We start from the raw sequence: 20,881 nt of genomic DNA, 5'->3' as shown, positions 1-20,881 counted from the left end.
GGTCTCCTCCGGGGCCTAGGCTCCGTCGAAGCGCCCGCTGGCATGGGCCAGCATGGTGTAGACCTTGCCGGTTTCCGAGGTGAGGTAGGCATCCGCCCGCGAGGAGTCGCGGTCGTTCTTCGAGACATCGCCGAGCAGGCGCTCGAATTCGCCCACGTAGCGATCCACCGTGCGGCGGAAGTCGGCATCGGCGCCGTAGCGGCGGCGAACCTCCTCGAAGGTCTGCCGGCCCTGCGCCGTGTAGATGCGGCGGTCGAACAGGTTCGGCTCGCCCCGGCGGTAACGCTCCCACAGCTCCACAGCGGTCTGATGATCGATCATCTTGGCGATGTCGCTGGAGATCGTCTCGAGTGCGGTGCGGCCGCGCTCGGCGGCGTTCTTCTGTGCCTCCGCCTGCTGCTTCGTCGCCGGAGCCGCGGTGCTCGGTGCCGGCTCCGCATCGTCGTCGATGGAAGCCCGCGTCAGCAGGTCCGAGAGCCAGCCGCGGCCTTCGGCGCCGCGCGCGTCGGAACGCGAGGCGGAACCGGTCCGGGCCGCTGGAGCCGAAACCAGGTTCATCGACGTGCCGGGGCGCGGGGTCGGAGCGGCGGGCTTGGCCGCCGCCGGCGCCGCGGCAGGCTTGGCCGGCGCGGCCTTCGCCGGCACCGCCGGAGCGGGCACGGCAGCGGCCGGAGCCTGCGCGGGGGCGGGCGTGGCCGGACGCTTCGGCTCGGAGACCTTCGGCGCCGCCGCATCCACCGCCCGTCCCGAGGTCTGGACGAGGCTCGAGAGCTCGTTCAGGGCCTTCAGCTGTTCGGAGACGACCCGTCGCATCTCGCCGGTGGCATCCTGCGTCTCGCGCGGGATCTCCAGCACGCCGCGCTTAAGATCGGCCCGGGTGGCATCCAGCTCGCGCCGGATCTCGGCCGCCATCTCGCGCAGGCTGGAGACGGATTCCCCGAAGCGGCCGGATGCCGCCTCGAGCACGCCCATCATCTGCTGCGAGGCCGCCTCGATCGCGCTCCGCACGGCCTCGGCGGTGCGTCCGCTCTCGCTGTCGGCGCTGGCGCGCAGGCCCTCGAAAGCCCTGGCGACGGTCGTCCCCGCACCGGTGGCGGTCTCGGACAGGCTGTTGCCGAGCGCCCGGGCCCGCTCCTCGGCGGCGCGCAGGGTCTCGCCGATCATCGCGTCGAAGCGCGCGGTCTGCGTGTCGAGGTTGCCGGAGCGCTCCTCGATCCGCGACAGCACGTTGGCGATGGCGGCCTCGCGCTCACCCAGGCGATCCGCGAGGCGGGCCTCGGCGCCCTGGATCTGGCCGGCGGCCCCTTGCAGCTGACCGGCGGCGCCTTCGAGGTGCCCGACGGCCTGGCGCAGGGTCCCGGCATGGGTGCGACCGAGTTCGTCGAGGGCGCGGCCACGCTCGTCGAGGGAGATCGCCAGCTCGCTGGCCTCCCGCAGGGCGCCTTCCGCCACGCTCCGCAGGAGATGAACCTGCTCGGACACGCCGGCACTGGCGCGCTCGGTCTCACCGGCCACCGCCGCCAGACCGTCGCGGATGTCGGCGATGCGATGCGAGAGGCTCGACTCGATGTTTCCGAGATTCTCACCCGTTCCGGCCAGCAGCTCGCGCAGGGCGTCGTTGGCCCCATCGATCCGCTGGAGGACGGCGGCGAGATCGCCGCGCATCTGATCGTTCGCATCGTTGAGCGACGCGATGGCCCGCGCCGCGCCGCCGTCGATGGCCGACAGCAGCGCCTCGGCGGAAGCGCGGGACTGGGCTGCGAGGGCCTCGGTGCGCTCGCGGATGGCGGCGACCAGTGGCGCGCCGCTCTCCTGCAGGGCCCGCTCGATGGCGTCGCCCCGCAGCGTCAGGGCCTCGACGAGCTGGGCCGCCGGACCGTCCACGATCTCCCGCAGGCGCTCCGACTGGTCCGTCAGGCCGGCGACGACCGCGTTGCCGCGTCCGTCCAGTGTCTCGACCAGGGCACCGCCGCCCGTCTCGATGGCGCGGGTGATGGTCTCTGCGCTCTCCGCCAGCCGGCGGGCGAGGGCTTGGCCGCGCGCCTCGACGAGGCCGGCGAGCGCCGCGGAGCGGCGATCGAACGCCTCGGTCAGGGCGCCGGTGCCGCTGTCGAGCAGCGCCGCGACGGCCTCGTTGCGCTGGTCGAGGGCCGCCGCCAGGGCCTGGCTGTGCGCCTGCGCCAGGGCCGCGTGCCGGTCGACCCGCTCGTCGAAGGCCGCGAGCATGGCGGCCGTCCGCTCGTCGACCAGCGACGCGTAAGCGTCCTGGCGGTCGTCGAAGGCCGAGGCGAGGGCATCGCCGCGCGAGGCGACGAGGGTGGCGAACACCTTCATCCGGTTGTCGATGCGGCTCGTGAAGGCTGCCGACCGGCTGTCCACGGCCTCGGTGAGCGCATGGCCCTGGGTGTCGATGGTGCGGGCGAACTCGGCGGCGCTGGCCTCGACGAGGCCGCCGAGGGCCGTGAGGCGCTCGTCGAACATCGCCGCCAGCGCGCTGCCGCGGTCCTCGGTCTGCTTGGCCAGGGCGTTGGCACGGTGGTCGACCGTCTCGTCGAGGGTCCGAAGCTGGGTATCGAAGACCGATGCGAGGGCGCGGGTGCGCTCCTCGACGCGGTCGGCGAGCGTGCCGGTGCGTCCGTCGACCAGCGCTTCGAGGGCACGCAGGCGCTCGTCGAAGATCGCCACGAGGGCGCGGGTGCGCTCGTCCGCCTGCGCGGCGAGGCCTGCGGACCTGTCCTCGAACAGGGTGACGAACGTCTGTGCCACCGCCTCGGCCTGCTCACGCAAGATTCCGGCCCGGGCATCGACCACCTGGTCGAGGGCGCCGACCCGCGTGTCGATGAGCGAGACCAGCGCCTGGGCGCGGGCATCGACCTCGTCGGACAACGTGCCGGTCCGGTGCTCGACGAGCCGGTCCAGGGCGCCGAGGCGCTCGTCGAACAGCGAAGTGAGACCCCGTGTCCGGGTCTCGACCCGGTCGGTCAGAGCCTCGGCACGGCCGTCGATGACGCCGTCCAGGGCGCTCAGCACCTCGTCGAACAGGCTGCGCAGGCCCTGCGCCCGGGCGTCGAGGGACTGGGTCAGGTGGTTGCCGCGGCCGTCGACGATCTCGTCGAGGGCGCCGATGCGCTGATCGAGGAGGGTTGTCAGGGCCTCGGTTCGGCTCTCGAGGGTCTCGGTCAGGTGTGCGCCGCGATGGTCGACGAGCTGGCCGAGAATATTGATGCGATGGTCGAACAGGTTGGCCATGGCGCGGGTGCGGTCGTCGACGGCCTGGGCCATCTCGCCGCTCCGGCGCTCGACGACCTCGTCGAGGGTACCGATCCGCTGCTCGAACTGCTCGACGAGAGTCTGGGCATGGGCGCCGAGGTTGTCCGCGAGACGCTTGCCCCGGGTGTCCACGAGTTCGTCGAGGACACCGATCCGCTGGTCGAAGGTCTCCGCGAGGGCGCGGGTCCGGGCTTCGACCGAGTCCGCGAGGCTGCCGCCGCGCCGGTCGACCACCTCATCGAGCTGCTCGATGCGCTCGTCGAACAGGGTGGCCAGGGCCCGCGTCCGGGCCTCGACCGCCTCGGCGGCGCTGCCGAGGCTGGCCGCGATGGTGTCCACGAAAGTCCGGCCGCGCTGGTCCAGCGTGTCGTGCAGCGGCGCGAGACGGTCGCTGAAATCGGAGCCCAGGGAGCTGGCGTGGTTGTCGAGCAGCGCCCGGATCTCGCCCGTGCGGTCGTCGAGCAGCTGGTGGACCGTGCGCACGCCCTCGTCGAGGAGCGAGCTGATGTCGGAGGTCCGGCGGTCCAGGGTGGTGCCGAGGCGGCCCTCGCCCTCGCTGAGCTGACGGTCGGCCTCGGCGACCATCTCGCGCAGGCGGCCCAGGATCGTCTCGCCGCGCTGCTCCAGCACCGCACCGAGGGAGTTGCTGCCGAGATCGAACAGGCGCGCCAGTTCGGTGATGCGGCCGCCGAGAGCCCCGAACACGGCGCGTCCCTTCTCGTCGAGCTCCGTGCCCATGGCGGCGGTGCGGGCGTCGATGAGGCGGACCAATTCGTCGGCGCGCTGCGAGAAGGCCTCGCGGATCGCCGCGGCCTGGGTGTCGAGGGCCTGGTTGGCGCCCCCGGTGCGCTCGACGATCATGTCGACGAGTTCGCGGGTGCGGTTGGCCAGATCCTCGTCGACCGCGCGGGTGCGGCTCTCGATGAGCCGGATCGCCTCGAAGGCCTGGGTGCCGAAGGATTCTTCGATCAGGCGGCTGCGCTCCTCGAGGGCGGTGCCGATCGCCTCGAGGCGGCCGAGCACGCCGGCGTCGAAGCGCCCGGCGCCCTCGTCCAGGCGGCGGGACAGTTCGAGGGTCTGCTCGTCGAGGCGGCGGGCGATCTCGGCCGAGCGCTCGCCGAGGACGTCGCCCAGGCTGGCGCCGCGCTGGGCGATGTCGAGGGCCATGGTGTCCGCCCGGGTGTCGAGGGACTGCACGAGGTCGCGACCGCCCTCGGCCATGACGCGCGCCATCTCGGCGGTGCGCACGATCAGGGCTTCGTTCAGGGCGGTGGCACGGCTGCCGAGATGGCCGTCGATCTGGGCGACCAGGTTCGCGAAGGTTTCGCCGATCTCCGTCGAGCGACGGGCGGAGCGCTCTTCGAGGGCTCCGAGCTGGCTCTCGACGGCTTCCTGGGCCTCGCGGGTGCGCTCGGCGATGCTGTTGGCCACCACCTTGCCCTGGATCGTGATGATGCGGTCCATCTCCTCCAGGCGGCCCGTCACGGATTCGGTGAGGGCGGCTGTGTCGCGGGAGATGCGCTCGGCGAGGATGTCACCGCGGGCGATGGTCTCCTGCAGGGTCGCGAGGCGGTCGTTGAGCACGCGGTCGATGGCCTGGACGCGGGTCTCGGTGGTGTCGGCGAAGCTCGCGCCGGTCTGGTTGAGGGCGTCGTTGACGCGCGCGCCCTGGGCGGTGACGGCGAGGACGATGTCGCGGCCGGTATTGGCCAGCTGCGACTGAGCCTCCTGAGCCTGGGCGGCGATGAGGTCGCCGAGGGTCCGGCCGTGGTCGCCGAAGACGGTCTCGACGTCGCGGATGCGGGCTATGAGGTCGCCGCCGAGGCCGTCGGCCGCGCGGGCGATCGTGCCGGCCGCTTCCTCGGCGCGACGGGCGAGTTCGTCGTTGACGGCGTCCAAGGTCCCGCGCAGGGCCTCGATCGACTCCTGGGCCCTGGTGCCGACCGTGCCACCAAGTCCGTCGGCGGCGTTGCGTAGGAGTTCGGCCGCCTCGGTGGTCCGGGCCGCCAGGTCGGCGGAAGTGGCGGCGAGACGCTTCTCGAAGATCTGCACCGCCTCGACGGTGCGGGCTTCGAGCTCGCCCGTGGCGCTGGCGGAAGCGCGACGCAGCGACTGTGCGGCCTCCGTGGTGCTGGCGCCGAGGGCGACGGTGGTCTCCTCCGCGCTGCGGCGGAAGGTGTCGGCGGCCTCCGCCGTGCGGCTGCCGATCTGCTCGTCGAGGTGGGCAGCCGTCGCGCGCAGGCTGTCCACGGCCTCCGAGGTTCGGGTCTCGAAGGTGTTCCCGAGGGCCGAAAGGGCGCCCTCGAGGGTCCCGGTCGCTTCCTGCGTCCGGATACGCACAAGCTCTCCGACGCGGTCGCCGGTCGCCCCGAGGGTCGCCTCGAGGTTCGCACCCTCGACCGTGACGGTCCGGTGCAGCTGACTTGCCACCGTCTCGATGCGCTCGGCCAGGGCCGCGCCATGCTGGTCGAGGCCGTTGGCGAGGCCTTCCACCGAGCGCAGGAGATCGTCGCGCACGCCGCCGGCACGGTTGCCGAAGGTCTCCACGATGGCGCTGGCAGCGAGCGCGAGGGCGGCCTGGGCCTCGCGGCCGGACGCGTCGATGCGCTCGGAAACCGATCCGCCATGGACGTCGATCGTCTCCCGGAGACGGTTCGCAGCGGCCTCGATGCGCTCGGCCAGGGTGCCGCCGCGCTCGTCGAGGCGGGCGGTCGCGTCCTCGACCGAGCCGATCAGGGTTTCGCGCAGGGCGTCCGCGCGAGCGCCGAAGCTCTCGATGATGGCGCTTGCGGCGAGCGCGAGGCCCGCCTGCGTGTCGCGGCCGCGGGTCTCGAACAGGTTCGAGACCTCGGAGCCGTGGACCGTGATCGTCTCGTGCAGGCGGGAAGCAGCGGTCTCGATGCGCTCGGCCAGGGCGCCGCCCTGGCTGTCGAGGCCGGAGGCGATCCCGTCCACGGAGCGGATCAGATCATCGCGCACGCCGTCGGCGCGGGCCGTGAAAGTCTCGATGATGCTGCCGGCGGCCGCGGCGAGACCGGTCTGGGCCTCGCGGGCGCGGGCCTCGATGAGGGCGGACACGCCGGTGCCGGCGATCTCGATCTCGCTGCGCAGGGCATCGCCGCGGGCGGCGATGTCGTGCGTGAGAGCGGCGCCGGTCTCCGCGAAGTGGGCGCGCAGGGCATCGCCCGTCTCGGCGAAGCGCGCGGTGATCTCGCCGCCGGTGGAGGAGAAATGGGCCGTCAGTTCGGAACCGCGGGTCAGGAAGGCTTCCTCCAGACCACGTGCGGAGAGCTCGAAGGTCTGGCGGACTTCGCCGCCCTGGCGGTTGAGGGCCTCGATGACCTCGGAACCGGTCTGGGCGAGGGTGCGCGCCACCTGACCGGCATTCTCGGCCAGGGTGGTGGTGAGGATGCCACCGGTACGCTCGAAGGCCCGGGTGACCTCCTCGGCCCGCGTTTCGAGGGATTGCGTGAGCGCGTTGCCGACCTCCGAGAGGCTGCCGCGCACGCCTTCGCTGGTGGAGGCCAGGCGCTGGACGAGGTCGTCGCCGCGGCCGGAGACCAGCTCGACCACGCGGTCGCCGGCTTCGCCGAGGGCGGCGGTGATCGCGTCGCCGCGGTCTCCGAGGGCGGACGTGATGGCCTCGCCGCGGGCGTCGAGGGCGCTGGTGACCCGGTCGCCGGCACCGTTGACCGCGGAGACGATACGCTCGGCCGCTCCGTCGAGTTCGGCCGTCAGGCTCTGGTGGCTGCCAGTGATGGCCCCGCGCACCCGCTCGGCATTGGCGATGATCGACTCGCGCTGGGCGACGAGCTCGTCGACGAGCGAGCGGATGCGGATCTCGTTGTCGGAATAGGCCCGCTCCAGGGTGGCGATCTCGCCGCGCACCAGGGTCTCCAGTTCGCCGGCCCGGGCGAGCGCCCGCTCTACGCCGTCGCCGACCGCCGCGACTTCGCGCCGGACGGTCTGCGACATGGTGAGCACCGCGTCGGTGGAGAAGTTCTCGGGCTCGGCCAGACGGATCGCGACCTCGCCCACGGCGCGGGCGACGAGGCGCATCTCCTGGGCACGGACCGCGAGCATCGCCATGATGGCGAACAGGACGACCGGTCCGACCAGAGCGGACGCGGCGACGGCGCCCTGGATCGCGGTCAGGCCCTGGAAGAAGCCGCGCAGGTCGCCCGAGGACTGGGCCCAGGCGAGGGCGAGCAGGCCGCCGATCCAGAGAGCACCGGCAGCGGCGGCGATGAGATAGGGCGTGCGCGACGGGCGGATGCGGAGGGTCTGCTGCAGGATGCCGATGTTCTGGCGGTCGTCGTTGGCGACCATCGAGCGGTCGGGCGGCAGGAGACCACCTTCCCGGCGCGGACGGTTGCGGTCCGGCGGCGGCAGGTCCGAAGCGAGCGGCTGGTCGAGGTCGAGGCGCGGCGGCGCGAGCCGACCGCTGGGGTCGCGAAGAGGGTCGCTGTCGCCGACGTCCGGAAGGCGGGGTTCCACCCGCGATGCCTCGTCGCCCTGAGCGAAAGCGTCGAGGTTGAGAGCCTGCTCGATCGCCGACAGAGCCGCCTCGGCCGGATCCTTGAGCTTCTTTTCCGTGGCCATACAACGCCTCGTTACGCGTATCCCGATCCACGGCCGCGCCCGTCGATCAGGGTTACTTTTACCAATTTACCAAGGAACTTTAGACTTCGGCACGAAGCTCCGATACCCGAGCCTGCCGCAGCGCCCAAAAAACCTTAACGGAATGGTTACCAAGCCCGGGGCCGATACCGCGCCGTCGTCTTTCTCCATGATGCCTCAACGCGTAAACGGAAGCGAACGGCGGCGGGGCTCAGCTGTGGATAGCCTGGATGGCCCCCGCCGGAACGAGGGGACGCTTTGTCAGATCCGAATTCCCGCGACGTGCCCGGGGCGGCGCTCCTCGATGCCGAACACCTCGCGCGGCAGACCTTCGGCGATGCCGAACTCGCCGCCGAACTGCTCGTGCTCTTCGCCGCCCAGTGTCGGCGCCTGCTGCCGGGCATCGTCGATGCGGGCGCGCCGACCGCTGAACGGGCCGACCTCGCCCATACCCTGAAGGGATCGGCCCTCGGGATCGGCGCGGACAGGGTTGCCCTGTCATCGGCCGCGGTCGAGGACGCGCTCCGCGCCGGTGCCGGCGCCTCCTGCGATGAACTCGCCGCTGCGGTGATCGAGACCCTCGCGGCCCTCCCGCAGAAGCCCTGACCGGGCGGGCTCGGACGTCGCGTCGCGGCGGCCCGATGGAACGGCGGAGCCTCTGCGGCGTAAGCGCAAGAATCCTTGCCGGGTCGGCGAGCGCGCTTGCATTCGGAGGCCTGCCCCTTCAAGGCAGGCGGTGCGCCGCACAACCGGCCGTTCTACGCGTTGTCCGAGCCCGGAGCCCCCGATGCCCAAGATCACCTACGTCGACCATGCCGGAACGGCCAGGACCGTGGAGGGCGACGTGGGATCGACCGTGATGGAAGCGGCGATCCGCAACAATGTCCCGGGCATCGATGCGGAATGCGGCGGCGCCTGCGCCTGTGCCACCTGCCACGTCTATGTCGATGCGGCCTGGGCCGAGGTGGTGGGCCCCGCCGAGGCGATGGAGCAGGACATGCTCGACTTCGCCTCCGATGTGCGCGCGACCTCGCGCCTGTGCTGCCAGATCCGGATCACGCCGGAGCTCGACGGCCTCAGCGTCACGACGCCGGCCCGTCAGGGCTGAACGGACGACGGCCGAGACTTTCGCTGAAGCGGAGGAGGTAGCCGTCCGGATCCTGTACGAGGAACTGCCGGCATCCCACTTCTTCGCGGCCAGCCCGATACCAGGCGTCGTGCAACGGCCTGAATAGCGGCCAGTCGAGGGCGTCGAGGCGCTCGATGATTTCGGCCGTGGACCGCACCGCGATCTGCAGGTTGATGCCCCGGCCGAGAGGCGGCTCGAGGGGCGCGGTCGTCCAATTTCCATTGACCACGTTCAGCATCACCTGAGCGCCATCGCGTTCGAGATAGGCGAAGCCGGTCTCGAACCGTTCATAGGCGATCGTGAAGCCGAGCCCGTCGCACCAGAACGTCAGGCTCTGCGCCAGATCGCGGATATCGAGTTCGGGAACGAGTGACGCGAACCCGCCCCGCGGCAAGGAATCCGACATCGAAGCTCCGTTCATTCCGGACATCGAGACGCGCTTCGCGCGTCAGCGAACCAGCGCGCGCATGGCGCCGTCGATGCCCTCGAGGTTGAGCGGGAACATGCGCTCGCCCATCAGGCGGCGGACCATCCCGATCGACTGCGTGTAGGCCCAGTGCTCCGCAGGTACGGGATTGAGCCAGACGGCCTTCGGGAATCGATCGAGGATGCGGCGCAGCCAGACCTCGCCCGGCTCCTCGTTCCAGTGCTCCACCGAGCCGCCCGCCATGGCGATCTCGTAGGGACTCATGGAGGCGTCGCCCACGAACACCACGCGATAGTCCGGCGGATAGGTGCGCAGCACGTCGAGGAGCGGCAGCGTCTCGTCGTGCCGGCGCCGGTTTTCGCGCCAGACGCGCTCGTAGGGGCAGTTGTGAAAGTAGAAGTGCTCGAAGTGCTTGAACTCCGAGCGGGCGGCGGAGAATAGCTCCTCTGCGAGCGCCACGTGCCAGTCCATCGAACCGCCGACGTCGAGGAACAGCAGCACCTTCACGGCGTTGCGCCGTTCGGGCCGGAGCTTCACGTCGAGGTAGCCCTTCGCCGCCGTCTCCCGGATCGTGCCGTCGAGGTCGAGTTCGTCCGCCGCCCCGGTGCGCGCGAAGCGGCGCAGGCGGCGCAGGGCCACGCGCATGTTTCGGGTGCCGAGCTCGACCGTATCGTCGAGATCCTTGAACTCGCGCCTGTCCCAGACCTTCACCGCACGGAAGTTGCGGTTGCCGTCCTGCCCGATCCGGATACCCTCGGGGTTGTAGCCGTAGGCGCCGAACGGAGAGGTGCCGCCAGTGCCGATCCACTTGCTGCCGCCCTGATGGCGCTCGCGCTGCTCGGCGAGGCGCTGCTTCAGGGTCTCGAACAGCTTGTCCCAGCCGAGCGCCTGGAGCTCCGCCTTCTCGGCGTCGGAGAGATACTTCTCGGCGAGCTTGCGCAGCCATTCCTCGGGAATCGCCGTCGGTTCCGTCGCCTCTCCCAGGGTCTCGATGCCCTCGAAGACGGTGCCGAACACACGGTCGAACCGGTCGAGGTTTCGCTCGTCCTTCACGAGAGCGGTGCGGGCGAGAAGGTAGAACTCCTCCACGCGCTTCTCGGCGAGATCGCGGTCGAGCGCCTCGAGGAGCGTCAGGAATTCCCGCAGGGTGACGGGGACCTTGGCCTCGCGCAGGGCGGTGAAGAACTGGAGCAGCATGGCGCGACAACGCGGGAAGCCGCGATCGGGGTCAAGGGGCCGTCCGAGACCGGCGCAGACCCGGTTCACATACGTTAAACTGGGTATAACCCCGGTTTTCTGTTGATAGCGCCATGCGGACGTTATTCCGGCGAACAGGACTTGTCATCTGAATCGAACATCTTGTCCGCACGGTCTCGTGCAAGTCAGGACAAGTCGTCAGGGCGCATGGTCTACGGGTAGAGTGAGGAGTGACCGACATGGCGCTCGCGTTGCGCTCGTTGAGCGATTTCAAGCGGTTCCTCTCCGAACCGGGCGCGACGATTCAGGTGGTGCGCAACACCTTCATCGACCGTCAGCCCGCCTCCTTCGCGGACGCCTACCGGTCAAAGGGGATGTACGAGCCGCGCACCATCCGCGCGTTGTCCAAGAAGGCGGCGATCTTCTCGGTCCAGGGCCACCCGACGACGATCTGGCTCTACTGGGATAAGGGCACACGCAAATGGCGCTTCAACGACGATACGGTGACGATCCCGCTCGACACCGGTCTCGGGCCGCCTGACGAGATCGTCTACCGCTGTAGCTTCGCGCCGGGCATGGAGCCCTCCGCGCATCCAGCCGTCCGCCGCGCCAAGCCGCGGGCAAAGAAGCCCCCCGATGCCTTGAAGCCGGCCGCGCCGAAACCGCCGCCCGGCATCAAGTCCGGGCCGGGCAAGGCTTCCGGCGCGCAGACGCCCTCCGGCTCTGCCCCGCTGACCGCGCCGGTGATGCCGTCCCGCGGACAGGGTCGGCTGCTCTGAAGCGTTTCGGAACGCCTCTCAGGCGCTCTTGACCACCGATTTGCCCTCGTCGGCGGCAGCCGGCGGCTCCCGCGTCTCGACGCCCTTGCCGACGGTCCGGCGGGCACGGAAGGCCGGGCGGACTTCGGTCTCCTTCTTCTTCAGCATCGCCCGGTACTCGTCGCGCCGCTCGTGGATCGAGGCGATCACGAGGCCCATCGGGACCCCGACATCGACGAGGACGGCCTCGGAGAGCTGGAGCGAAGCCTCGATCGTCTCCGGGACGGCATCGTCCACGCCCATCTCATAGAGGGCGGTGGCATGGCGGGCGTCGCGCGCCCGCGCCACGATGGTGATGTCGCGCCGCTCGGCCCGCGCTGCCTCCACGACCGCCTCGACCGCCCGCGGATTGTCCAGGGTGACGACGAGGGCGCGGGCATTGGCGATGTCGCAGCGACGCAGCAATTCGGGATTGGCCGAATCCCCGAAATAGACCGGGTTTCCGAGGCGGCGATGTTCCGAGACCCGGGCCGCGTCCGCATCGAGGGCGAGGTAGGGGATCTTGTGCCGCAACAGCATCTCGCCCACCAAGCGTCCGACCCGGCCGTAGCCTGCGATGATGACGCGGTTCTGCTGACGGTCCGGCACCGGCTCCGCCCGGGCGCGGCCGAGTTGCGCGACGGTGAGCCGCTTGCCGATGCGGCGGGCCAGGACCGCGAGCGCCGGAATCGCGATCATGGTCACGGTGGTGACGATCAGGGCCGCCTGTCCGACCTCCTCCGGGACGAGCCCGCCGGCCAGCGCGCCGCCGATCAGAACGAAGGCGAACTCCCCGCCGGGTCCCAGCAGCAGGGCCGCCTCGATCGCCACCGCCCGCGAGAGCTTCAGGAAGCGCGCCGCCAGCACGATGACGGTGCCCTTGATCAGAATCAGCGCCAGGGCCAGCCCGAGCACCGCGCCCGGCGCCGACATCAGCTGGGCCGGATCGAGGTTCATGCCCACGGAGACGAAGAACACGCCCAGCAGCAGGCCCTTGAACGGGTCGATCGTCGCCTCGATGGCGCGGCGATACTCGGTCTCGGCCAGGAGCAGCCCGGCCACGAAGGCTCCCAGCGTCATCGACAGGCCGGCGGCGGCGGCCGTCACGGCGGTGCCGATGATGACGAGGAGGCAGGCCGCCATGAACAGCTCGGGCGAGCGCGTCCGGGCCACCAGCTGGAACAGCGGCCGGAGCGCCACGCGCCCGACCACGACGATGACCACGATGGCGACGGCCGCCTGGCCGAGGGCGAGGGCCAGGGCGCCGCCGACGTCCGAGCCGTCGTTGCGGCCGAGCACCGCGATCGCGAACAGGACGGGGGCGACCGCGAGGTCCTGGAACAGCAGGACGGCGAAGCTGGCGCGCCCCGCCGGCGTGTTGAGCCGCTTCTGGTCCGCCAGCACAGGCAGCACGATCGCCGTGGAGGACAGGGCGAGGGCAAGGCCGACGATGATCGCGGCGGCGAGGGGCACCGAGAGGGATAGCAGGATCGCGCCGATGACGGCGGAGGAGGCGAGGACCTGGATCGAGCCGAGCCCGAAGACGAGGCGGCGCAGCGTTCGCAGGCGCTCCCAGGAGAGCTCCACCCCGATCATGAACATCAGAAAGATGACGCCGAACTCCGCGAGGTGGGCGATTTCCGCGCGGTTCGCGATGGTGAAGGTCGAGACCCAGTGATGCGTCTCGGCGAAGCGTCCGAGGCCGAAGGGGCCAAGAAGCGCGCCCGCGCCGATGAAGCCCAGGACCGGGCTGATGCGCAGCCGATGGAACAGCGGCACCACCACGCCCGCGGTGACGAGGAACAGAATCGCTTCCTTGTAGGATCCGGCGTGCACGTCCGTCATCGGTTCGGGATGTCTCCTGGCGCCGGACCGGAGGCGGGGCGCCGCGGCGCAGCCCCGTGCGTGTCCGTCCCGAACCATGGGCACCGGTGGCACTCCGGCGCAACAGCGCACACACCCGGAAACAACAAAATGGTGAGCTGCGACCATTCGGATGGGGAGACCGTGCTGGTCAGCACCCCTGATGCGGCGCAAAAACGGCACAATATGCGCATAAGGCAAAGCCTTAACGGACGGTTAAGCGCGCTGCGTCGCGTTTCGAGATACGAGTGCCCCATGCGAAAGACGCCGCCCAACCGCGACGTGCAACGTGAAGCCCGAGAATGGCGCCGGGAATCCGAGCGCTGGACGCAGGAGCGGCACATCGAGAAGGGCTACCGCATCAAGTGGGGCTACGTCTCGATCGCCTATCTCGTCGAGTTCATGGTCATCGGCGCGTCGCTCTGGGGCGCCTGGCTGTTCGCCGGCGTCTACAGCGACGGCGACTCCCAGGCCTTCTACTTCATGCTCCTGGCACCGCTGGTCTATGCCGCGGTGGAGCTGTGCCGCGTGCCGCTGGGCATCCTGGCCCGGACGCAGCGCTCCTACTTCATCCGCATGCTGGCGATCGTGGGCATCGTCTTCGCGGCCGGCGTGACCACCAAATCGGTGTCCCAGCTCGGCGAGATGATGTTCCATCCCCGCCTGATGGACGCCGCCAAGGCGAAGACCGCCCTCAAGGACGCGCAGGCCGATCGCAGCACCATCGACAACCGTATCGCCGCGGCGGATGCGCGGGTGGCGCAGTACACGACCGAACTCGACCAGATCGAGAAGCGCGCCGCCGAGAATGCGAGCCAGCTCGCCGGATTGCCGGCGCAGCGCTGCGAGCGCGTCTACGGCACCAACAGCAAGGGCCAGCGCTATTCCAACATGAAGTGCGTCACCGACCCCCGTACCGCGACCCTGAACGCCAGCGTCGCCAAGGCCGGATCGGACCGTGGCGCGGTGACGAAGATGCTGGAGGAGGCCCGCAAGGCCCGCGCGGACCTCGACCGCGGTGCGGCCGAGCGCAAGGTCGCGGATGCCGAGCAGGCCTATCGCAACTCGGTGAATCGCTCGCAGCTGCATTCCTTCACCGCGATGGTCTACGGCGTCGATCCGATCGACGTGTCCGAGGCGCAGGTTCACGCCTTCCTGCGCATCTTCGTATTCGTGCCGGCGCTCTGCGCCGCCTTCGCCTCGACGATCCTCGCCCTCTGTGCGGTCTCGGTGCGCAAGACCTTCATGGACGAGGACGACCTCGGCGCCACCGTCGACCCGGCAGCGACCCCGTACATGCTCGACTCGATCACCGACGCCCTGCGCCAGGAAATGGCTCTGAGTCAGCCGAGGGGCGTGCCGGACGAGCCGGCGGTCGCCCCGCCGGTGCCGGCGACCGCAGCGGCGACGCCCGCCGCTCCGGTGACCGCCGCTCCCGGCGGCGCTGTGATCCCGATCGATCGGCGCGGTCCGGCCCAGGCCGCCAGTGCGGGAGCCGGCGCGTGAGTATCCATACCCCCGGCACCCCCGAGAACGTCGTCCTCGCCCAGAGCGTGAACGGGCGCCTACGGGCCGAGGCGCGCATCGTCGCCGCGCGGGCCTTCCTCTTCCGCTCCCTCGGCGCGGGCGCCTTCGTGCTCCTCGCCGGCCTGGGTGTCGGCGCGGCGTCCTACGGCTACGCCTACATGAACCAGTTCGACTCGGCGGCGGAGAAGATCGCCGCCGCCATGCAGGCCGCCCTGTCGGACGTGACCCTGAAGACCAAGGGCGAGGTCACGCTCACCGACAACGTGCTCAAGCTCGAGGGTGGTTTGCCGAAGGCGGCCGGGGCGCCGACCCCGACGAAGGCCCAGCTCGGCAACGATGCGGCCCCGGCTTCGAAGGCCCCGGTGAACACCACCTTCACGGTGTTCAAGCAGGTTCCCTACATGGACGGCCAAATCGTCACCGGCTGGAACTTCCGCGCCAACGAGGAACAGCCGTTCCAGCAGTATTGCTACTTCTCCCGCCGCCAGAACGAGGCGAAGGGACAGGTCGAGATCAAGATCGACCTCGCCATGGACGGAAAGACCCTGCCGCAGCCGCAGAAGTCGGACGTCAACCTCGGCATCCTGGCCTCGAACTGCGTCTGGCACGACGGGAAGACGCTGTAATCGAAGCGCTCGAAATCCGACGCGGTCGGTGCCTTGCGGGGATGCCGGACGCGCTCTAACCCCGGACGCCTGCGTCCCCATCCCCCGCGAGGACCACCATGCGCTTCACCGGCACCGCCGACTACGTCGCGACCTCCGACCTGACCACGGCGGTGAACGCCGCCATCGTGCTGGAGCGGCCGCTGCTGGTGAAGGGCGAGCCGGGCACCGGCAAGACGGTGCTGGCCGAGGAGATCGCCAAGGGGCTCGGGGCGCCGCTGCTGACCTGGAACGTCAAGTCGACCACGAAGGCGCAGCAGGGCCTCTACGAGTACGACGCGGTCTCGCGCCTGCGCGACAGCCAGCTCGGCGATCCGCGCGTCTCCGACATCGGCAACTACATCCGGCGCGGCAAGCTCTGGGAGGCCTTCACGGCTCCAGAGCGGCCGGTCCTGCTCATCGACGAGATCGACAAGGCCGACATCGAGTTCCCGAACGATCTCCTGACCGAGCTCGATCGGATGGAGTTCCATGTCTACGAAACAGGGGAAACGGTCCGGGCCGAGCGCCGCCCGATCGTCATCATCACATCGAACAACGAGAAGGAGCTCCCGGACGCGTTCCTGCGCCGTTGCTTCTTCCACTACATCAAGTTCCCGGACGCCGACACGCTGAAGGCCATCGTCGAGGTGCACTTTCCCGGCATCAAGCATCGGCTTGTGGAGGAGGCCCTGCGGGTCTTCCTCGAGACCCGCGAGGTGCCCGGCCTCAAGAAGAAGCCCTCGACCTCCGAACTGCTCGACTGGCTCAAGCTCCTGGTCTCGGAAGACGTCGCGCCCGAGACCCTGCGCGAGCGGGACGGCCGCAAGCTCATTCCGCCGCTGCACGGTGCGCTCCTGAAGAACGAGCAGGATGTCGGGCTGTTCGAGAAGCTCGCCTTCCTGATGCGGCGCGAGCAGCGCGGCGGCTGAGCCGAACGATCGGGCCTCGGCCCCTGGCCCGGAGCGCCCGCCGGACCCAGATAGGACGGGTCGCCCGCGCAGGCTCCCCTCCAGCGGAACGCTCCCGATGAAACTGAAGAAGCTCGGCCGCACCGGCCTCGACGTCTCGCCTCTCTGCCTCGGCTGCATGACCTACGGAGTGCCGGAGCGCGGGCCTCACCCCTGGACCCTGCGCGAGGACGAGAGCCGACCACTGATCAAGCAGGCGCTCGATCTCGGCATCAACTTCTTCGACACGGCCAACGCCTACTCGGACGGCACCAGTGAGGAGATCGTCGGACGCGCCCTGCGCGACTACGCCGACCGCGATGCCATCGTGCTCGCCACCAAGTGTTTCTTCCCCCTGACGAGCCAGCCCAATGCCGGCGGCCTCTCGCGCAAGGCGATCTTTTCGTCGATCGACGCGAGCCTGAAGCGCCTCGGCACGGACTATGTCGACCTCTTCCAGATCCACCGCTGGGATTACGGGACGCCGATCGAAGTGACCCTTGAGGCGCTTCACGACGTGGTGAAGGCAGGCAAGGCCCGCTACATCGGCGCCTCGTCGATGTACGCTTGGCAGTTCGCCAAGGCGCTCTTCACCGCTGACCGCTACGGCTGGACACGCTTCGCCACCATGCAGGACCACTACAACCTGCTGCACCGGGAGGAAGAGCGCGAGATGCTGCCCCTCTGCCTCGACCAAGACATCGCGGTGCTGCCCTGGAGCCCCCTGGCCCGTGGGCGCCTGACCCGCGATTGGGAGGTTCGGAGCGTGCGCCAGGACAGCGACGAGGTCGGCCGGACCCTCTACGCCTCGGCCGATGCCGCCGACCGCGCCGTCGTCGCGCAGGTCTCGGCCATCGCTGCAGCCCGGGGCGTGCCGCGGGCCCAGGTTGCCCTGGCGTGGGTCCTGCAGAAACCGGTCGTGACCGCCCCGATCGTCGGCGCGTCGAAGCCGAGCCACCTCACGGACGCCGTCGCAGCCCTCGACATCGAGCTCACGCTCGAAGAGATGAGCGCCCTCGAAGCCCCCTACGCCCCGCATCCTGTCGCCGGTTTTTCCTGAAGGTCCGTTTCCGTATGCGCCGCCTGATCCTCCTGCGTCACGCCAAGTCCGACCGCCCTGCCGGCGTCGCAGACCTCGACCGGCCCCTGAACAATCGCGGCAAGCGCGCCGCGCCGCAGATGGGTGTCTATCTGGCGGCCGAGGGCCTGGTGCCGGATGCCGTCGTGGTCTCGCCATCCTTGCGCACCCGGGAGACCTGGGAGGCGATACGGGCGGCCCTCAAGGGACCCGAGGCCGAGACCGTTCCGTCGATCTACGAGGCGCCGGAGACGGCCCTGCTCGCCGTGGTGCGTTCGACACCGGATAGTGCGGCCACCCTCCTGATGATCGGTCACAATCCGGGACTGCAGGAGCTGGCGATGCGTCTGGCCGGCTCCGGCGAGAAGGCCGGCCGCCGCCGGTTGGCACTCGAATTCCCCACCGCCGCCGTGGTGGTCCTGGATTTCGAGGGCGACGCCTGGAGTTCGGTCGCCGCCGGCACCGGTCGGCTGGAGCGCTTCGTTGCCCCGAAGGACCTCGACATCGCGGATTGAACCCTTCGCGCCCGGTCGCCGTTGCCCTGGTCCTGATCAAGCTTCGCAGATCCCGTGCTCCTGACCACACTCATCGTCCTCACGACGCTGCTGCCCCGCCTCGAGGGCACGGTCGAGGATCTTCGGCCGAGGGTGTCGCAGTGGAGCGCGGTGCTGACCGTGTTCGAGGGTACGCCCGCGCCGTTCCCGGTCTTCCAATCCGAGGCCAGGGCCGTGTCGAACTGGCGCTACGAAGCGGCCGCGGGTCTCCGGCCCGCTTCGCTCGCCCTTGTCGCCCGCTACACCGCCGCCGAGCCGGCCTTCGTCGCCCGTTGCGTCAAGCTCAACAATTACTGGTGCATCAAGAAGGCACGCTGGAACGGTGAGATCGGCGCCGATGCCGAGGGGCATACCGGCTTCGCGACCGCGGCCGACGGGGCAGACGCGGCGGCCCAGCTCCTCCGGCGCTACTATCGCGAGTTCGGTCGCCGCTCGGCCCTTGCCATCGTGCGGCGCTGGGCTCCGGCCGAGTGCCGCATCGGCGGCGCGGCTCCGCCGCTGGCGCGCCGCGCGACGGGCGCGAAGGTCTCCCCGACCATCGCACCGCGCGGCATCGGCGGAACGCTGCGGGCGCGCTTCCTCGCCCGCCATCCGCGCGGCGGCGTCGCGCGCACGGCAGTCGCCACACGGGGCGGTCCCCTGCGGATCCAACCCTGGTCTCCCCTCGCACGCATGCGGGGACGTCCGAATTCCGTTCGCGCAAAGGCGAAGGCTGCGCCCGTTTCAAGACCCGTGCCGGCCGCGGCATCCAAATCCGCTCTCCTGGTCCGCCCCTCCGAGATCCTGGTCAAACCCTCGACGGTGATCGCCAAGCCGTCGGTGCTGCTCGTCGAGCCGAACGCCGTCCTCGGCGCTACGCCCACGGCGCAGAAGCGCGCGCCGCTCCCCAAGCCCGGCTCCGTGGCGAGCCTGCAGGAGCGCTTCGTGGCGGAATCCGCAGCGCTGCCGGCCATCGCGGCCGGTCTGCCCAACCTGCCGCTTCTCGACCTCAGCGTACCGGCACCGTTCTGCGGCAACGACGAGACACGCATCCGCAACTACGCCACCCGGATCGCCGCGAGCGTCGGCCTCAAGGTCGAGGACGATCTCAGGCTGTTCGGCCCTGACGGGCGTCCGCTGCCGAATCTGCGCCCGGTGATGCTGGCGATGTCCAGCGTGGAACTCGGTGCCCTGCGCGCGGGACCGGCGCTGGTCGAGGCCGCGATCGCACGCCTGGATGCCGTGACCCTGGCCGCCTTGAGCGCTCCGGTCACGACACCCTGATCGTCCAGCTTCGACCCCTGAGCCTTGCGGCGGCGTCCCGGTGGCGCCACCTCTGCGGCATCGTCGCGGCGCGCCCGCACCGCCCTCTCTCGCCCGTCGCATGAACAGGTTGCCATGAACAGCTTCGCCGCGCGTGCGGGTTCCGCGGTCAAGGCCTTCGCCGAGGCATCGAGCGACCTTCTGATCCAGCCGACCCTGAGGCTCGGCGTGACCGGGTTGGCGCGTTCGGGCAAGACCGTCTTCACGACCGCCCTGATCCACCACCTCGTCGAGGCCCATGCCCTCCCGGCCTTCGCGCCGGCGCACGAGGGCCGGCTGCGGCGCGCGCGCCTCGTGCCCCAGCCCGACGACGACATCCCGCGCTTTCCCTACGAGGAACACTATGCGGCGCTCACCGAGCAGCGGCTATGGCCGCGCTCGACCGACCGGATCAGCCAGTTCCGCCTCGCCATCGAGTACGAGCGCGCCGGCGGCTGGCGCTCCGGGCCGGGCACCCTGATGCTCGACGTCGTCGACTATCCCGGCGAATGGCTGCTCGACCTCGCGCTGCTCGACCAGAGCTACACCGCCTGGTCCCGGGCGACGATCGCGGGAACCCGCCGAAGCGGCCGCGGCACGATGGCGGCGCCGTGGCTGGAGACCCTGAAGGAACTCGACCCTCTGGCGCCCCTCGACGAAGTGGTGGCCGAGCACGCCAGCACCGCCTTCAAGACCTACCTCTCGGCCCTGCGCGCCGGCCCCGAGGCGGTGGCGACCACCCCGCCCGGACGCTTCCTGATGCCCGGCGATCTCGCGGGCTCGCCGGCCCTGACCTTCGCGCCCCTCGACAACCTCCCCGAGACCTTGGCTCCCGACAGCCTGGCCGGGCTCATGGAGCGCCGCTTCGAAGCCTACAAGGCGAAGGTCGTCGAGCCGTTCTTCCGCAATCACTTCCAGCGGGTCGACCGCCAGATCGTGCTCGTGGACGTCCTGGCGGCCGTGGATGCCGGGCCGGCGGCGCTGGCCGAATTGGAGGAGGCCCTCGATGCGGTGCTCCTCAGCTTCCGCATCGGGCGCAACACCATCCTGTCCCGGCTGTTCGCCCCGAGGGCCGAGCGCATCCTGTTCGCCGCCACCAAGGCGGACCACCTGCACCAGACCAGCCACGACCGCCTCGACGCCTTGCTGCGCCTCCTCGTCTCGCGGGCGATGCGGCGCACCGAGGCGGCCGGCGCGCGGGTCGGCACCGTCGCCCTGGCCTCGGTCCGTGCGACCCGCGAAACCACCGTGCACGACAGCGACGAGATCCTGCGCGCGGTGTCGGGCACGCCCGAATCGGGCGAGCGCGTCGGCGACGAGGTCTTCGACGGCCTGAGCGAGGCCGCGATCTTCCCGGGCGAACTGCCGCAGCGGCCGGAATCGGTTCTGGAGGGGGCAGTACCGCCCGGCTCCCTGCGCTTTCCGCGATTTCGGCCGCCGCTGGTGAAGGCCGACGCGCTCGGCCGGCCAGGCGCCCTCCCGCAGATTCGGCTCGACCGCGCCATGCAGTTCCTCATCGGCGACAAGCTCGCCTGAGGCGTCCC

14 protein-coding genes are annotated in these 20,881 nt (G+C 70.4%); 10 read left to right on the top strand and 4 right to left on the bottom strand.

The genetic code is table 11. The features are described from left to right. Positions 1–15: 15 nt before the first annotated feature. On the bottom strand, positions 16–7,872 hold the full coding sequence (locus AC0IWM_RS08560; RefSeq protein ID WP_471754285.1) for an apolipoprotein A-IV repeat region-like domain-containing protein: 7,857 nt from the start codon (positions 7,870–7,872) through the stop codon (positions 16–18). A gap of 276 nt (positions 7,873–8,148) precedes the next feature. On the opposite strand from AC0IWM_RS08560, the gene AC0IWM_RS08555 reads away from it, so the two are divergent. Together AC0IWM_RS08555 and AC0IWM_RS08550 are read left to right on the top strand one after the other, a co-directional pair. Continuing rightward, positions 8,149–8,496, top strand: a complete 348-nt coding sequence (locus AC0IWM_RS08555; protein ID WP_471754283.1) for an Hpt domain-containing protein — start codon at positions 8,149–8,151, stop codon at positions 8,494–8,496. 181 nt (positions 8,497–8,677) lie between these two features. Beyond that, positions 8,678–8,998, top strand: coding sequence for a 2Fe-2S iron-sulfur cluster-binding protein (locus AC0IWM_RS08550; RefSeq protein ID WP_055954982.1), 321 nt, complete (start codon positions 8,678–8,680; stop codon positions 8,996–8,998). Here AC0IWM_RS08550 and AC0IWM_RS08545 read toward each other — a convergent pair. Next, the gene (locus AC0IWM_RS08545) at positions 8,973–9,449 is read right to left on the bottom strand and encodes a bleomycin resistance protein (RefSeq protein WP_471754281.1); all 477 of its coding nucleotides are present in this window, start codon (positions 9,447–9,449) and stop codon (positions 8,973–8,975) included. The two genes, AC0IWM_RS08550 and AC0IWM_RS08545, sit on opposite strands and share 26 nt — an antisense overlap. Before the next feature lie 18 nt (positions 9,450–9,467). Next, entirely contained in the window at positions 9,468–10,643 is a 1,176-nt protein-coding gene (locus AC0IWM_RS08540) for a vWA domain-containing protein (RefSeq protein WP_471754279.1), read from the bottom strand. A gap of 239 nt (positions 10,644–10,882) precedes the next feature. Between AC0IWM_RS08540 and AC0IWM_RS08535 the strand changes: the two genes are divergently transcribed. Next, complete coding sequence (locus AC0IWM_RS08535) at positions 10,883–11,422, top strand: hypothetical protein (protein ID WP_471754277.1); 540 nt, start codon at positions 10,883–10,885, stop codon at positions 11,420–11,422. 18 nt (positions 11,423–11,440) lie between these two features. Here AC0IWM_RS08535 and AC0IWM_RS08530 read toward each other — a convergent pair whose 3' ends face one another. Further along, a complete protein-coding gene (locus tag AC0IWM_RS08530) occupies positions 11,441–13,285 on the bottom strand; it encodes a cation:proton antiporter domain-containing protein (RefSeq protein ID WP_471754275.1) in 1,845 nt (614 codons plus the stop codon). 273 nt (positions 13,286–13,558) lie between these two features. Here AC0IWM_RS08530 and AC0IWM_RS08525 point away from each other — a divergent pair, with 273 nt between their 5' ends. The 7 genes from AC0IWM_RS08525 to AC0IWM_RS08495 all read left to right on the top strand — a co-directional run bounded on the left by AC0IWM_RS08525 (position 13,559) and on the right by AC0IWM_RS08495 (position 20,873). Then, on the top strand, positions 13,559–14,809 hold the full coding sequence (locus AC0IWM_RS08525; protein ID WP_471754273.1) for an ATPase: 1,251 nt from the start codon (positions 13,559–13,561) through the stop codon (positions 14,807–14,809). Beyond that, positions 14,806–15,456: a hypothetical protein gene (locus tag AC0IWM_RS08520; RefSeq protein ID WP_056475835.1), complete on the top strand. Its 651-nt coding sequence runs from the start codon at positions 14,806–14,808 to the stop codon at positions 15,454–15,456. Before AC0IWM_RS08525 ends, AC0IWM_RS08520 begins: the two co-directional genes overlap by 4 nt. Positions 15,457–15,554: 98 nt before the next feature. Continuing rightward, complete coding sequence (locus AC0IWM_RS08515; protein ID WP_471754271.1) at positions 15,555–16,406, top strand: AAA family ATPase; 852 nt, start codon at positions 15,555–15,557, stop codon at positions 16,404–16,406. Positions 16,407–16,503: 97 nt separating this feature from the next. Further along, positions 16,504–17,484: an aldo/keto reductase gene (locus tag AC0IWM_RS08510; RefSeq protein ID WP_471754269.1), complete on the top strand. Its 981-nt coding sequence runs from the start codon at positions 16,504–16,506 to the stop codon at positions 17,482–17,484. 14 nt (positions 17,485–17,498) lie between these two features. After that, entirely contained in the window at positions 17,499–18,017 is a 519-nt protein-coding gene (locus tag AC0IWM_RS08505) for a SixA phosphatase family protein (RefSeq protein ID WP_471754267.1), read from the top strand. Between the two features lie 54 nt (positions 18,018–18,071). Next, positions 18,072–19,319, top strand: coding sequence for a hypothetical protein (locus AC0IWM_RS08500; RefSeq protein WP_471754265.1), 1,248 nt, complete (start codon positions 18,072–18,074; stop codon positions 19,317–19,319). Positions 19,320–19,433: 114 nt separating this feature from the next. Then, positions 19,434–20,873: a YcjX family GTP-binding protein gene (locus AC0IWM_RS08495; protein ID WP_471754263.1), complete on the top strand. Its 1,440-nt coding sequence runs from the start codon at positions 19,434–19,436 to the stop codon at positions 20,871–20,873. Positions 20,874–20,881: the final 8 nt, after the last annotated feature.

This window comes from Methylobacterium sp. AC433 (assembly GCF_979253015.1).
This window is presented reverse-complemented; position numbering and strand designations above follow the sequence as displayed.